The following is a 13,910-nucleotide window of genomic DNA, read 5'->3' as shown; positions in this document are numbered from 1 at the left end:
TTTCGCGGCAGTCGTTCGTTCGATCGGAGCCGCTGCCTCTGGCTGATCTACGCTCGCCGGCGATTCGCCACGCTGCACGTCGAGACCGAGATGGAGCGCGCGGTACTCGGCGACGTTGTTGTCCGGTGGGTCGTCGGGGATCGAGAGCCGCGCGACGCGCTCGCCGTCGCGGGTTTCGATCACGACACCGAGCCCGCCACCCGCGACGCGAAAAGACCCGTCGGTGGCGACGTAGAACTCCCGGTGATGGGTCCGCGGCGGGTGGGCGATGTGGGGTGTGGGCGAGTCGTCGAACAGATCCCGGAGGGTCGGCCGGCCGTAGGCGGCCATGCCAACGCTATCACACACGCAAACTTAACAGTACGGGCTGCTGGGCCGGTCGACGACTTCCTCACGGACATCGGTGACTCACCGGAGCTGTCGCGAAGAGAAGTACCGGAGCAACCGACGCGCTTCAGCGGATATCCACCGAACGCACTACAGAATCGTTTCGGTGGAGGACGATGAGTCGCTGGGCGAGTCGATCATCGTGATGACCGTCCGGAGGCCCCTCGCTGCCGGTTGTCAATATCTGCCCAGACCAGTCGGTGGTCCGACGCAGTGTCGACGGCCTCGCCGAGTCCGCGTTTGGAAGCGTTCTTGCTCGGCCAGACGACAGAGGACGACCGTAACGAGAGGTCCGGTGACGGAAGAACCCAATCGACTTTCGGTCTGTTCTCAAAGGTGGCGGTTGCGTAGGGGTTGCCTCGTTGTGCGCCACCCGGACTCGTCGGCAGGCGTCGGGTGGTGAAATCATCGTTCTCGATGAAGTACTTCGTCGCCGGATCGAGTGGTTCGTCTCCCGGTCCGGCGTTCATATCGCCCATCAGGACGTACGAGGCGTCATCCGCGAGTCCACCCCTCATCCCACTGTCGTCGTAGATGTAGTCCGCCCCGGCGACGTAGTCCGCGAAGAACCGCACCTCGTCGTGATTCCACCGCCCATTGAAGTTGTTCGGACCGTCGAAGACGGGTGGGGTCGGATGGCTGAACAGTCCGTGGACCGTCCCACCGTCCACCTCGAACGGGACATCGATGTGGGTTTTCGAGGAGAGTCGATAGACAGCCGTCTCGGCCTCCGTCAGGTAGATTCCCTCTGGATCGACCCCGGACTCTCCTTCGATCGGAATCAGGTTGCCGGGCATATCGGTCCAGCGGAACTTCTGGAACGCCCGGATGCCAGCCTCCTCGATCGGATGTTTGCTCGCGATCCCGAACGCGTACTGGCCAGGGAAGACGCCGAACCCGAACGCGTCCCCCGGACGTTCGCCAGCGACGCCGTCCTTGTTGAAATCGTAGGGCTCCTCCGGAAGGACGCCCGTGTTGCTGGTCGGTTGGAGGGTATACTGATACTCGATACCGTCGAGGGTTCGGTGCTGTGGTTCACTGAGATAGTTGTCGACGAACGCCTGGATGTTCGTCTTCTCCGTGGGGACGCCGTCTTCGACCCGCGCCCTTTGAATGTTGTTGGCGAGCTCATTTACGACGAGGATATCCGGGTCGATCTCTTGAATCACGCGAGCGGCAGCAGCAGCTTGTTCGTCGCCCTTCTGTTGTACCTGCTCCGTGTTCAGGTCCACGACGTTGAACGCCGCGTATCGAGTGCCACTTCCACGGCCCGCTGCGCTCGCTGTTCCGATGAAGGCCGACGACGCGACGACCGAACCCGTGACTTTCAGAAACTCTCGTCGATCGGTATCTCGGGACATACTCCCGAGTCTGCAATCCCCAACAAATAATGACTGGGGTTGCGGTAAACGACAGGGGCGCTATTCCTGAACTGTAGGTTCGATATGTGAGTTTCCCGTGTGTCGGGTAATTGCCTGTCAACGAACGATGAATCCCGTCTGGAATGCACTCGACCCGAGATCAGTACGAGATCGCGAACATATCATACCGATGAATGTCGGAACGGACTTTCGATCGGCGTATCGTTTGAGATGCCAGTGAGGAGATAGAACATGGATCAGTAGGGCTGTTAACTTCTACCGCAGCATATATACCACGATGCGCCAATGTGCGGAACATGACCGACCCGGATGATCGTTCGACGAGCCGGCGGCGCTTTCTCGCGCTCGCCGGGAGTGCGGCGGCGACGACCGCGCTCGCCGGCTGTTCCGGTGGTGGCAACGGTGGCGACAACGGTTCTGGCGGCGGCAACGCCAGCGGCGGGGCCGACACCGCAGGGGGCCAGCCCACCAGCGGTGGAACGGAAGGCAGCGACAGTACCGCAGGCAACGAAAGCGGTGGTGGCAACGAGAGCGGAGGCGGATCGGGCACCGGCGAGTTCTCGGTGACGATCACGCAGGGCCAGCCACCGTCGACGCTCGACCCGCAGAACCACCGCGAGACGCCAACTGACAACGTGGTGCTCCACGCCTACGAGGGCGTGCTCGCACGCGATGCGGAGGGGAAGATCATCCAGAAGCTCGCCACCAACTACGAGCGGGTCGAGGAGGGCCGAGTGCGCTTTACGATCCAAGAGGGCGTCACCTTCCACAACGGCGACGACCTCACCCCCGAAGACGTCGCCTTCAGCATCAACCGGATCGTTCAGGAGGACGTCGGCTTCGCCAGCCCGCAGGCCGACCAGCTCGCTGGCGTGACCGGCGCGGAAGTCGTCGACGGCGAGCGCGCGGTCGACGTCATGTCCGACGGGTTCAATCCGATCGTGTTCGCCTCCTTTGCCACGTACTGTGATATCATGCAGCAGTCGTGGGTCGAGGAGCGCTCCGGGGAGGAGATCGCCCAGAACATGAACGGCACCGGGCCGTTCCAGCTCGATACCTACGAACAGGGCGTCCGGGTGGTGCTCTCGCGGTACGAGGACTACTGGCGCGAGCCGGCGGACATCTCACAGCTCACGTTCAACGCCGCGGAGGAGTCGAGCACCCGGGTCAACCAGCTGCTGGAGGGCGAAACCGACGTCGCGGTCAACGTCCCACCACAGGACGCCCAGCGGGTCCGTTCCAGCAACAGCGCGGGGCTGAGCGCGGTCCCGAGCACACGGATTATTTACAACGCGATGCGGTACGACGTCGAGCCGTTTTCGAGCCCGCAGTTCCGCCAGGCGATGAACTACGCGGTGAACCTCCAAGGGATCATCGAGAACGTGCTCTCGGGGTTCGCTGATCCGACGGGACAGCCGACGCTGGAGGGGTTCGTCGGATACAACGGTAACGTCGAACCCTACCCACAGGATCAGGAGCGGGCCGAGTCGCTGGTCGAGGAGAGCGGCTTTGCAGGCGCGGAGATCACGCTTCACACGCCGGTCGGGCGCTATCTCAAGGACGTCGAGATCGCCCAGGCGGTCGTGAGCCAGATCGACTCGCTGTCGAACGTCTCGTGTGGGATCAGCCAGCGCGAGTTCACCTCGCTTGCGGGTGAACTCACCGACGGCGACATCACGACCGGCCCGAACTTCTACCTGATCGGGTGGGGTAACGCCACGTTCGACGCGAGCCAGACCATCATCCCGCTGTTGACGAGCGACGGTGCGCTCACCTCCTACAGCAACGACGAGCTCGACTCGCTCATCTCGGAAGCTCAGTCCACGAGCGACCAGGAGCGGCGCGCGTCGCTCCTCAAGGAAGCGAACGCGCTCTGTCGCGAGCAAGCCCCGTGGATCTTCCTGAATCGCCAGTACAGCGTCTACGGCGTGAGCAATCGGGTGGAGTGGAGTGCACGCCGCGACGAGCGCATCAACGCCTACGCGATGAGCTCGACGAGCTGACCGTCCGAATGGAGCCAGCTCGCCAGCAACCCTGCATGGTCGGCGATCGGGCGGTGTCGACGGCGGGAGGACCGAGGCGATGACGACCGGTCGGTTCCTCCTCAAGCGCACGCTCCAGGGCGTGTTCGTGATCTGGGGGGTCGTGACCGTGGTCTTCCTCCTGCGCTTCGTCACGCCGGGCAACCCGATCACGTTCGTCGCGCCGCTGGATGCAAGCCAGGCGCTCCGTGACCAGATCGCCGCCGAACTCGGGCTGAATCGTCCGATCTACGTCCAGTACGTCGACTACCTCCTCAATCTCCTCCAGGGCGATATGGGCTACTCGTACATCTCGGGCACCGCGGCGAGCACTCGCATCTTCAACCGACTGCCCGCGACGCTCGAACTCGCGATCGCCGCGACCATCGTTGCCGTCATCCTGTCGATCCCGCTCGGCGTGATCAGCGCGACGCATCGCCACCAGCCCGCCGACTACGGCGCGACGGGGTTCTCGCTGGTGGGAATCAGCACGCCCAACTTCTGGCTCGGCATCATGCTGGTACTCGTGCTCTCCGTCCAGTTCGGGCTGTTCCCCACGAGTCGGCGGCTCGTCGGGTTCCTTCCCGCGGTAGAGATGCTGTTCACCGAGGGCAGCTTCGACGGCCTGGTGACGTGGCTCGCCCACATCACGCTCCCGGCAATTACATTGGGAACGTACTTCACCGCGCTCATCACCCGCCTCACCAGGAGCGGTATGTTGGACGAGCTCGGCAAGACCTACATTCGGGCCTTGCGCGCAAAGGGGCTGCCCGAGACGCTGGTGCGATACAAACACGCCCTCCGGAACACGCTGATTCCCGTCATCACGGTGGTCGGCCTCCAACTGGGGACGCTGATCGGCGGCGCGGTCATCACCGAGGCGGTGTTCGCGTGGCCCGGACTGGGTACCCTGGTGATCAACGCGATCAACGCGCGCGACTGGCCGATGATCCAGGGCTCGCTGATCGTGATCGGGGCCGGGTTCGTGATCGTCAACCTCCTCGTGGACGCACTCTACGCCTCGCTCAACCCGCAGGTGGCGAACGAATGATCCGGCCACGCACCCTGCGGAACCTCCGGCGCGAACTCCGCGGCAATGCGCTGGCGAAAGTCGGGATCGTGCTCGTGGTCGCGGTCGTACTAGTGGCGGTGTTCGCACCCGTGCTCGCCCCGCAGAACCCCTTCGAACAGGATCTCAACAACTCGTCGCTGCCGCCTCTCGGATTCAGCACACAGACCAACGAGACCACATCACAGATGGTCGACGGCGAGATCCAGATCGTGAACGAGACTACGAACATCAGCGCGAGCGCCGCCCACCCTCTCGGTACTGACTCGCTCGGTCGCGACATGCTCTCGCGGGTGATCTACGGCGCACGGACCTCGTTGCTCGTTGGGGTTCTCGGAACCGCGATCGCCGCCGTGCTCGGCGTGACCGTGGGATTGTCGGCGGGCTACTACGGTGGGAAGGTCGATGACGCGCTGATGCGGGGCGCAGACATCATGCTCGCGTTCCCCTCGCTGGTGCTCGCAGTCGCGCTCGTGGGACTGTTCGGTGGTGCGACGGTCAGGGTGCCCGATCCGATCGTCGCGCTCGGGTTCGCCTCCGAGATGCCACCCTCGTTCGCGCTGCCTGGAACGGTGATCATCGTGGTGGCGCTGGTCAACTGGGTGTGGTTCGCCCGGGTGGCTAGGGGTGAGGCGCTCTCGATCACCGACGCCGAGTACGTCAAGGCCGCACGGTCGGTCGGCGCGAGCGACGGGTTCATCCTCCGGAAACACGTGCTGCCGAACAGCATCACCCCCATTCTGGTGCTCGCGACCATCCAGATCGCGGCGATCATCCTCCTCGAGAGCTCGCTGTCGTATCTCGGGTTCTCGGGCGCGAACCTCTCGTGGGGCTTCGACATCGCACAGGGCCGTGACTACCTCGCCACCGCGTGGTGGATCTCGACGATGCCAGGCATCGCGATCGTACTGACCGTGATCGGCGTCAACCTGATCGGCGACTGGCTCCGCGACGCCCTCGATCCCGGTATCGAAGGCGAAGGGGGTGGGGCGTGATGGCTGGCGGAGAGAGTTCCGAGCCCCTGCTCGACGTTCGCGACCTCACGACTCGTTTCTTCACCGAGGAAGGGCAGGTCAACGCGGTCGAGTCGGTCGATTTGACCGTCCACGACGGCGAGGTGTTCGGTGTCGTCGGCGAGTCCGGCTCCGGGAAGTCGGTCACGGCGTTGTCGCTCATCGATCTCGTCGAGTCACCCGGCGAGATCGTCGCAGGAGAGGTGTGGTATCGCGACGCCGACCTCGCCAGCGAGATGGCAGCGTCGCATCCCGACGCCGTCGACGGTGATGCGGTCGATCTCCGGCGCGTGCCCCCCGAAGTCCGGCGCTCGCTTCGAGGCTCCTCGGTGAGCATGATCTTTCAGGATCCGATGAGCAGCTTCAACCCCTCGATCACCGTGGGCGAGCAGATCGCCGAAGCAGTAGAAGTGCAGCGCCGCGCGAGCACGAACCCGCGCTCGACCCGCTCGCGCACCCAGGGCTTTGGACTCGGGTCGATGCTGGCGAGCACGGTCATTCCGACGCGGGATTACGTCGGCGAGGAGAGCCACGAGCGCGCGATCGAGCTGCTCGGACAGGTGGGAATCCCCGACCCCGAAGCGCGCGCCGGGGAGTACCCACACCAGTACTCGGGCGGAATGCTCCAGCGCGCGATGGTCGCGCAGGCGCTCGCGGGCGAACCCGATCTCCTGATCGCCGACGAGCCAACCACCGCGCTCGACGTTACCATCGAGGCCCAGATTCTCAATCTGCTGGCCGACCTCCAGGACGAACTCGACATGGCGATCGTGCTGATCACCCACGACCTCGGGGTGATCGCCAGAACGTGCGATCGGCTCGGGGTGATGTACGCCGGCGAGATCGTCGAGCACGGCAGTCTTGAAGACGTGTTCGATAGCCCTGTGCATCCCTACACGCAGGGACTCTTGGGGTCGATCCCGGACCTCGACGATCCCGCTCCACGCCTCGATCCGATCGAGGGCAACGTCCCGAGCCTGGTCGCCGCAGAGATGGACGATCGGTGTTACTTCGCCGATCGGTGTCCGAAGGCGATGGAGGAGTGTCTCGACAAGCCGCCCGCGTTTGCGGTCGACGGTGCGGGCGTCGCTGAGGAGGCGGACGGGACGGGAGCGGATGCGGCAGGGTCGGCTACAGGGAGCGACGGCGTGCCAGGCGACGCGACCTCCCACACCGCGAAGTGCTATCTCGCCGATCACGAGTTCGACGAGGCGCGCGCGCTGCCGGAGGGGTACTTCGACGAATCCGACGGAGGAAGTGACACATGAGCGAACGACTCGATCACGACGGGGTCGACGTGGACGAACGGCAGGCTAGAGAGCCGGACGAACCGCTGGTGAGCGTCGATGGCCTCGAAAAGCACTACTACGAGAACGACTCGCTGCTCGACCGGCTGCTGGGACGGGACCCGACGGCCGTCAGGGCGGTCGACGGCGTGGAGTTCGGGGTCGAGCGCGGCGAGACACTCGGACTGGTCGGCGAGTCGGGCTGTGGGAAGTCGACCACCGGCGAGACCCTGCTCGGGCTCCGCGAAGCGACCGCCGGGACCGTGCGCTTCGACGGTGAGGCGGTCGGTGAGCTGTCCGGTGACGAGGAGACGGCGTTCCGTCAGCGTGCGGGGATCGTCTTCCAGGACCCGTTTTCGAGCCTCGATCCCCGCCAGACCGTCGGTGAGATCGTGCGCGAACCGCTCGACGTCCACGGGATCGACACGCGCGAAGAACGCGACGAGCGCGTCGCCGACCTCCTCGAACGGGTCGGCCTCTCGGCGGCCCAGCGCGAGCGCTACCCCCACGAGTTCTCGGGCGGCCAGCGCCAGCGCGTCGGGATCGCCCGCGCACTCGCGCTCGATCCCGAGTTCGTGGTGCTCGACGAACCCGTGAGCGCGCTCGATGTCTCGGTCCAGGCCCAGATCCTGAATCTGCTGGGGGATCTCCAAGACGAGTTCGACCTGACCTACCTGTTCATCGCCCACGACCTCTCGGTGGTACGGCACATCTCGGACCGCGTCGCGGTGATGTATCTCGGCGAGATCGTGGAGATCGGCCCCGTCGACGACATTTTCGAGCGCCCGAGCCATCCCTACACCGAGGCGCTGCTCGAAAGCGTCCCGCGGGCGAACACCGAAGAGCGCGACCGCGACGTCGAGGCACTCGCCGGCGACGTGCCCTCGCCGCGCGATCCTCCCGCCGGCTGTCGGTTCCACACCCGGTGTCCTCACGCCCGTGAGGCGTGCCGTGAGGACGATCCGGGACGGTTCGACGCCGGACCGGACCACGAGACGGCGTGTTTTCGGGCGGTCGACGATCATCCCTACTGGCAGAGCACGCCACTCGATCCTCCCGAGGAACGAGCACAGGCCACGGAATCCGATCTGGAGGAGCGAGACGAACGGGCGGCGGACGAACCGAGTGCGTAACGTTCAGGTCTCGGCCCCGCCGATCGTCGGTGGTGCGCTACCGCAACCTCCTCGCCTTTCTCGTCCTCGCCGGCCTGTGGGGGACCGCGTTTATGGCGATCAAGGCGGGTCTCGCATACTTTCCGCCCGTCCTTTTCGCGGCGTTTCGGTACGACGTCGCCGGCCTCTTGATGCTCGGCTACGCGGTCTACGCGACCGATCGGTGGCGGCCACGGGGCCGAAACGAGTGGGCGCTCGTCGGAGTCGGCGCGGTCTTTCTGATCGCCGCGTACCACGCCTTCCTGTTCGTCGGCGAGCAGGGGACCACCAGCGCGGCCGCGGCGGTCGTCGTGAGCCTCTCGCCCGTGCTGACGAGTGCGTTCGCGCGGGTGTTCCTCCCCAATGAACGCCTCACCACCGCTGGAACCGCCGGTATCCTGCTCGGACTCGTCGGCGTAGCGGTGTTGACCAGTCCGGACCCGTCGAACCTCCTCAATGGTGATCTGCTCGCGGAAGGACTCGTCTTCGCTGCGGCGGTCGCGTTCGCGCTCGGGAGCGTCCTGACCCGTCGGATCCCCGCCGATCTTCCGATCGAAACGATGGAAGCGTGGTCGATGGTCGGCGGCGCACTCCTGTTACACGGTGTGAGCGTCGTCCTCGGCGAGTCGATCGCGGGGGTCGCAGTGACGCCGAGTGCGCTCGCCGCGCTCGCGTACCTCTCGATCGGGGCGAGCGCGGTCGGCTTCCTGATCTACTTCGATCTGCTCGATCGACTCGGTCCGATCGAGATCAACCTCGTCTCGTACGTCGCGCCGGTGTTCGCCGCGATCTCGGGCGCACTCGTTCTCGGCGAATCGATCGATGCGGCGACGGTCGCCGGATTCGTGTTGATCTTCACGGGATTCGTGTTGCTCAAGCGCCGGACCATCGCCGCGGAGTGGCCCCGACTTCGGGCGGCGCTCTCGGGCGAGTGAAACGGGCGAGTCGGCCACGCCTCAGGCGCGGTGGGCGTGGCCGGCGACGACTGCGACGGCGTTCAGACCCAACAACCCAACGAACAGCGTCACTTCCGCTCCGTTCGAGAGCCCGGTTGCGAACAGTGAGAGAGTGACGACGGGCAGTCCGACTGCCAGCCAGAACGCGATCGCCTGGATCGGTTGTGTCCGGGGATCGTCCCGGTAGTTCGCGTACAGCGACGCGAGCGTTGCGCCGACCCCGTTCGTCTCGCCGGTCCCACGGGCGAGCACTCGTTCGGTCCTCCGTGACATACTGACGGCCCCAAACGATCTATCGTACTGGAGTGACTTATACTATGGTGAGCGTTGACGCACGTTCGTAGCAACTGTCGTGATGGTAACGGCTCGTTTCGATAGCAGCAAACGCAGCCGAGACGACCGTTCCGACGTCCTTGGACGGTTTTCGACGTTTCACGGACAGCGAGTTTTGGGCGGGATAGAGACTGTTCACTCACCGAGCGCGGTTCGGAGTGCGGCGCGACGCTCGGGGTCGAGGTCGTGCGCGAGGTCGGCGGCAAACGGGCTGGCTTCGAGAGTGGCGAACGCCCGCTCGGTCTTCTCGCGGATGCGGTCGATCGACGCTTCGACCGCCGCGACCGAGCTGTCGAGGTCGTCGGCGATGGTGACGGGATCGGTCCCTTCGGCGAGCGCGGCAGCGATCGCTTCCTCTTCGTGACTCAGGATCGACGGCGTGTCGTCGCTCATGGCGCACGATAGCCTCGGCCATCGGATAAACCGGACGAGATGACTCAGCCGAGGACGACCACGTCGACGCCGTGAGGACCATCCAGCCCATCGAGCGTGATCGAGTCGACGATCGATCCGGCGAGCGCCTCGCGCCACGCCGTCATCGCCGCCGCGTGGCGCTCGTGATGAGTCTCGACGGTGTACGTCGCGTCGGGATCGGCGCGGAGACGGTCGGCGGTCCCGTCCGGCGTCGGGCGAGCGGGCGGGTCCGCGACGAGCCGCGAGGGTGCAACGTGGATCGGGTCCGGATCGTCGCGCTCGGCGTACTCGCCGGCGTGTTCGACGTGGAGTCGGGCCCGCATTCGGCCGTCGAACGGCGGCGTCACCCGGAGCACCGTCCGGGGACCGTCGCTCCGGTTCGCCTCGATCGCGGCCACCACGTCCTCGACGTGGACCGCGATCGAGCGGACGTCGCGGTAGGCGCTCGCGGACATCAGAGCAGGGTTGTCGGTCGACGCCCCTAAACGATACGCCGGGTGACGGAGCCGTCCCGGCCGGCATATCCGAACGTTTTCGTTGCATGATCCGATCGGTGTGATAATGGATCGACGGCAGTATCTCGTCGGCGTAGGGAGCGCGACTGGGTTCGTGTTGCTCGCCGGCTGTTCACAGCTCGGTAGCGGGAGTAGCAACGAAAGCAGTGACACCGACGGCGGCAGCGGCGAAAGCGGTGACGCCGGCGGTGGCGAAAACGGCGATGGCAGCGACGCCACCGGCAGCGACGACACAACCGATACTGCTGGCGAAAGCGCCGGCGGCGCGAGCACTGGAGAGAGCGCCGCCACCACGACCAGCGGAGACGCCCCCAGCGCGCCGGACGACGAGGCGCTCGGAACTGGCCAGAAACCACCCGAGGAGACCGGGACACCGTTCGAGAACACGCCGACAGTCCCCGCAGACGAGGGACTCGAAACCGGCCAGGCCCCGAACGAGACGAGCGAATAGAGCGGTCGTTCGGCGACGGTATCGACCGTGTATCTCCGTTATTCGTCGGTTTCCGCGTTCGTGTCCTGGCTGTCCGTGTTCGCCTGCTCGGCGTCGATCGGGGTGCGCTCGGATGCGGCGAACGAGGACTGTCGTGTGTCGTCGCGCGCCCGACGACGGTGCGTCACGTCCCACTCCTCGAAGATGCCGTACTCGGTCATCGTATCCATCCCCGCGAGTGCGGCGCGGAGTTTCAACCCGATCAGCGGGACGTCGGCGACCGAGATGATGACGTCGGCCTGGAGCACGACCCCGTCACGGAGGATCGCGTCCACGAGGTCGACCACCGCGCCGTTCTCTGGTTTCGATGGCTTCATTCGTCGAACGTCGGGGCGAACGTGTACGGTGGCCACGGCCCAGTGAAGCGCACCTCGACACCTGACTCGGCCGCCACCTCGTCGAGCACGTCACCGATCACCTCCTCGTCTGACTCGTGAGCCAGCACCGAGGCACGTGCCTGGGTAGTCGCCCCCCCAGCATCGTCATCGTTCGTATCGTCGTCGAGCGTCGTCGAACGCTCGGGTGAGAGTTCTCGAACCTCGCTGGCGTGCGGTTCGAGTCGTTCGGCCAGTTCCCGCGTTCGCTCGGCCTGGCGCTCGTGACGGAGTTCGTCGAGGCGCTGTTCGTACTGAGTTTCGAGGAGATGGGCAGTCCCCTCGCCCGCCGACTCGATCCGATCGGCGAGCTCTGCGAGACGATCGTCGTCGGCCGTGAGGTCCTCGTCGAGAACCGCGTCGTCTCGACTGACTTCGACTCGGTACTCCCAGTGGTCCGCGAGCGCATCGAGATGGGGCGTGAGCGTTGCCGATTCCTCGGTGAGCCACTCGCGCACGCGGTCGTCGTCGCCGGTCAGTATAGTGTCGAACTGGAACGGCAACGGCGTCCCGAAGCGCTCGCCCGCCGCATCGATCGTTGCCTGGTGATCGAGGAGCCACTTTCGGACCACGTCGGGGTCGGCAGCGTCGTAGAGTGCGTCGCAGGCGTGGACCACCGCACCGAGATCGTCCTCGACGACGAGATACACTGGTTCGTCGTCGACACCCGTCCGTGCGAGTTCCTCGCCGGTAGTCGTCTCGTCGTCGACGGTCACGACACAGTAGAGATACCGTCCGGTCTCGAACTCGTTCGCCGACTCACTCATCCCGAATCACGCCCTGCTCGGCCCGGTCGGACTCGTGCGCCCGATGGACGAGATCGGTGACGAGCTCGTCGAGTTCGCCGCGGAGGTCGTCGACCGGTTCGGATACCTCCGCCTCGGCTTCGAGTCGGTCGATCTCTTCTTCGACCGCCGCGAGCTGTGTGCCGAGGCGTTCGACCTCCTCGTCGGTCAGCTCGCCAGACTCCATCCGGCGGATCGCTTCGCGTTCGAGCGCGTCGACGAGGATCTCGATGACAGCGAGCACCAGCGTCATCAGCCCGTCGGCGGCGTCGTCGCCGTCGAGATCAATCTTCGTCATCGCTGCCCTCGCCGGTTTCGTCCGGTTCGTCATCGCCATCGTCGCCGTCCTCGTTCTCGTCGGTCTCGACATCGGAGCGTTCGCCGACCCGCGGTCTCGCACCGACGCCGGGCTGTGAGGGTGGCTTCGCGTGGTCGTCGGATTCGCTCTCGTCGCTCGTGATCGGCGGTTCGGAGAGCCACGACCCGCTCTCGTTGATTACCGGCTCGTCACGCTCGTCGTCGAGTTCCTCGACCGGCGTCCGGTCCGAGGCCGCCTCGACCCGGCGCATGTCCGTTCCGTCGGGGAACTCTAGTCCATATTCCGCGGCGGTCTCGAAGGAGGCGAGTGCCGCTCGGAGCTGGACGCCGAGGAGTTCGGTATCACCGACCGAAACCGCGATGTCGGCGTTGATCACGACGCCCTTGTCGAGCAACATCTCGACGACGTCCGCGAGACTGTCGCTTCGCCGTGTCGGACCGCCACGCTCACTCATCGTGCTCCTCCGCCGCCCGGTCGAGGCGCGATCCGTAGAGCCGCGGCCGGTTCGGGGCCGACGAGTACCGGGTCTCCTCGGGCACCGTCGAAAACGCCGTCGTGCCACTCATGTCGGTTCGTGTACTCGGGATCGAGGAATAAGCCGTCGGGTTCCGCGAGTCGGGCTGTTCGACGTCCCCGGTTCGGGCCTCGTTTTCCTCTTTGAGCGCTTCGATCCGTTCTCTGCTGTCGAGCAAGCTCTCTCTGAACTCCCCGACGGCGTCGCTGAGCTTCGATTGGACCCGCTGCTGGATCGTCTCGGACGGCACTTCGATGTCGTCACGTTCCATACCGCCTTCGGTGCCGGCCACGCTTTCGCTACTCTCACCACCGGCGTCGGTATCGCTGTCGTCCCTATCGTCACCACCGAGGGAACGGAGCTTCTCGATCGGACCGTTCTCGTCGTCCCCGCTATCGGTCACGTCGGCGGCGGCATCGTCGAGTTCGCGTTTGTTCCGCCAGAACTCACGGACATCGACTGCGTTCCAGAGTTCGCCGAGTTCGACGATCTGGAGGAGCTTGCGATACTTGACAGCCTCGCCGGGATCGCCCTCGGCGATCGCATTGGGAACCTCGCCCGCCTCGATTGCGGCCGGCAACTCCGAGACATCGACGGCCTCGGGGAGATCGGTGAGATCGATCGTTTCGAGGAGCTCCTCGATCTCCTCGATGACCGCGATGAGATCGTCAAGGTCCTCGCGGACCTCCTCGAAAGGATCGTCGCTTTCGTGAGCGGTGAGTAGCGCCTCGATGTCGTCCATCGCCCGATCGATCAAGGCGTCGATATTGGCGATTTCGTCTCCCGCGTCCTTACCCTTGCTGTCGCCTTCGTCCGTTTTTTCGACTGTCTCGGACAGCTCGTCGAGCGTCTCCTCGACGCCCTCGGACGCCTCGCTGTCGGCAGTCGACTGATCGCTCAC

16 protein-coding genes and 1 pseudogene are annotated in these 13,910 nt (G+C 65.3%); 7 read left to right on the top strand and 10 right to left on the bottom strand.

Annotated elements, in window-relative coordinates:
- A pseudogene (locus C449_RS04315) lies at positions 1–330 on the bottom strand (ribonuclease H); the annotation flags it as partial.
- Positions 331–524: 194 nt separating this feature from the next.
- Positions 525–1,748 (bottom strand): endonuclease/exonuclease/phosphatase family protein, encoded by a 1,224-nt coding sequence (locus C449_RS04310; RefSeq protein ID WP_006076729.1) that lies wholly within the window; start codon positions 1,746–1,748, stop codon positions 525–527.
- Positions 1,749–2,065: 317 nt separating this feature from the next.
- Between C449_RS04310 and C449_RS04305 the strand changes: the two genes are divergently transcribed.
- From C449_RS04305 to C449_RS04280, 6 genes are all read left to right on the top strand, one after another.
- Positions 2,066–3,772, top strand: a complete 1,707-nt coding sequence (locus tag C449_RS04305) for an ABC transporter substrate-binding protein (protein WP_006076728.1) — start codon at positions 2,066–2,068, stop codon at positions 3,770–3,772.
- A gap of 79 nt (positions 3,773–3,851) precedes the next feature.
- Entirely contained in the window at positions 3,852–4,841 is a 990-nt protein-coding gene (locus C449_RS04300; protein WP_006076727.1) for an ABC transporter permease, read from the top strand.
- On the top strand, positions 4,838–5,854 hold the full coding sequence (locus C449_RS04295; protein WP_006076726.1) for an ABC transporter permease: 1,017 nt from the start codon (positions 4,838–4,840) through the stop codon (positions 5,852–5,854). The genes C449_RS04300 and C449_RS04295 overlap by 4 nt, the downstream gene beginning before the upstream one ends.
- Complete coding sequence (locus C449_RS04290; RefSeq protein WP_006076725.1) at positions 5,854–7,140, top strand: ABC transporter ATP-binding protein; 1,287 nt, start codon at positions 5,854–5,856, stop codon at positions 7,138–7,140. The genes C449_RS04295 and C449_RS04290 overlap by 1 nt, the downstream gene beginning before the upstream one ends.
- Positions 7,137–8,291, top strand: coding sequence for an ABC transporter ATP-binding protein (locus C449_RS04285; RefSeq protein WP_006076724.1), 1,155 nt, complete (start codon positions 7,137–7,139; stop codon positions 8,289–8,291). The genes C449_RS04290 and C449_RS04285 overlap by 4 nt, the downstream gene beginning before the upstream one ends.
- Positions 8,292–8,320: 29 nt before the next feature.
- On the top strand, positions 8,321–9,244 hold the full coding sequence (locus C449_RS04280) for a DMT family transporter (protein ID WP_006076723.1): 924 nt from the start codon (positions 8,321–8,323) through the stop codon (positions 9,242–9,244).
- Between the two features lie 21 nt (positions 9,245–9,265).
- Here the strand turns inward: C449_RS04280 and C449_RS04275 are convergent, their stop codons facing one another.
- The 3 genes from C449_RS04275 to C449_RS04265 form a co-directional block, all read right to left on the bottom strand.
- Entirely contained in the window at positions 9,266–9,538 is a 273-nt protein-coding gene (locus C449_RS04275; RefSeq protein ID WP_006076722.1) for a hypothetical protein, read from the bottom strand.
- A gap of 195 nt (positions 9,539–9,733) precedes the next feature.
- Positions 9,734–9,991 (bottom strand): hypothetical protein, encoded by a 258-nt coding sequence (locus C449_RS04270; protein ID WP_006076721.1) that lies wholly within the window; start codon positions 9,989–9,991, stop codon positions 9,734–9,736.
- A gap of 44 nt (positions 9,992–10,035) precedes the next feature.
- The gene (locus C449_RS04265; RefSeq protein WP_006076720.1) at positions 10,036–10,467 is read right to left on the bottom strand and encodes a hypothetical protein; all 432 of its coding nucleotides are present in this window, start codon (positions 10,465–10,467) and stop codon (positions 10,036–10,038) included.
- Positions 10,468–10,573: 106 nt separating this feature from the next.
- Between C449_RS04265 and C449_RS04260 the strand changes: the two genes are divergently transcribed.
- On the top strand, positions 10,574–10,978 hold the full coding sequence (locus tag C449_RS04260; RefSeq protein ID WP_006076719.1) for a hypothetical protein: 405 nt from the start codon (positions 10,574–10,576) through the stop codon (positions 10,976–10,978).
- Between the two features lie 38 nt (positions 10,979–11,016).
- On the opposite strand, the gene gvpM is transcribed toward C449_RS04260, so the two are convergent.
- The 5 genes from gvpM to C449_RS04235 are packed head-to-tail and all read right to left on the bottom strand — an operon-like array spanning position 11,017 to position 13,910.
- Complete coding sequence (gene gvpM, locus C449_RS04255) at positions 11,017–11,334, bottom strand: gas vesicle protein GvpM (RefSeq protein ID WP_006076718.1); 318 nt, start codon at positions 11,332–11,334, stop codon at positions 11,017–11,019.
- On the bottom strand, positions 11,331–12,158 hold the full coding sequence (gvpL, locus tag C449_RS04250; RefSeq protein ID WP_006076717.1) for a gas vesicle protein GvpL: 828 nt from the start codon (positions 12,156–12,158) through the stop codon (positions 11,331–11,333). Before gvpL ends, gvpM begins: the two co-directional genes overlap by 4 nt.
- Entirely contained in the window at positions 12,151–12,474 is a 324-nt protein-coding gene (locus tag C449_RS04245) for a gas vesicle protein K (protein ID WP_006076716.1), read from the bottom strand. Before C449_RS04245 ends, gvpL begins: the two co-directional genes overlap by 8 nt.
- Positions 12,461–12,949, bottom strand: a complete 489-nt coding sequence (gene gvpJ / locus C449_RS18805) for a gas vesicle protein GvpJ (protein ID WP_006076715.1) — start codon at positions 12,947–12,949, stop codon at positions 12,461–12,463. The genes C449_RS04245 and gvpJ overlap by 14 nt, the downstream gene beginning before the upstream one ends.
- Positions 12,942–13,910 carry a hypothetical protein gene (locus tag C449_RS04235; RefSeq protein ID WP_006076714.1) on the bottom strand — a complete coding sequence of 323 codons (969 nt, stop codon included), beginning with the start codon at positions 13,908–13,910 and terminating at the stop codon, positions 12,942–12,944. The genes gvpJ and C449_RS04235 overlap by 8 nt, the downstream gene beginning before the upstream one ends.

This window comes from Halococcus saccharolyticus DSM 5350, assembly GCF_000336915.1.
GTDB lineage: Archaea > Halobacteriota > Halobacteria > Halobacteriales > Halococcaceae > Halococcus > Halococcus saccharolyticus.
The sequence above is the reverse complement of the archived record's forward strand: the minus strand, read 5'-3'. Positions and strand labels throughout refer to the sequence as shown.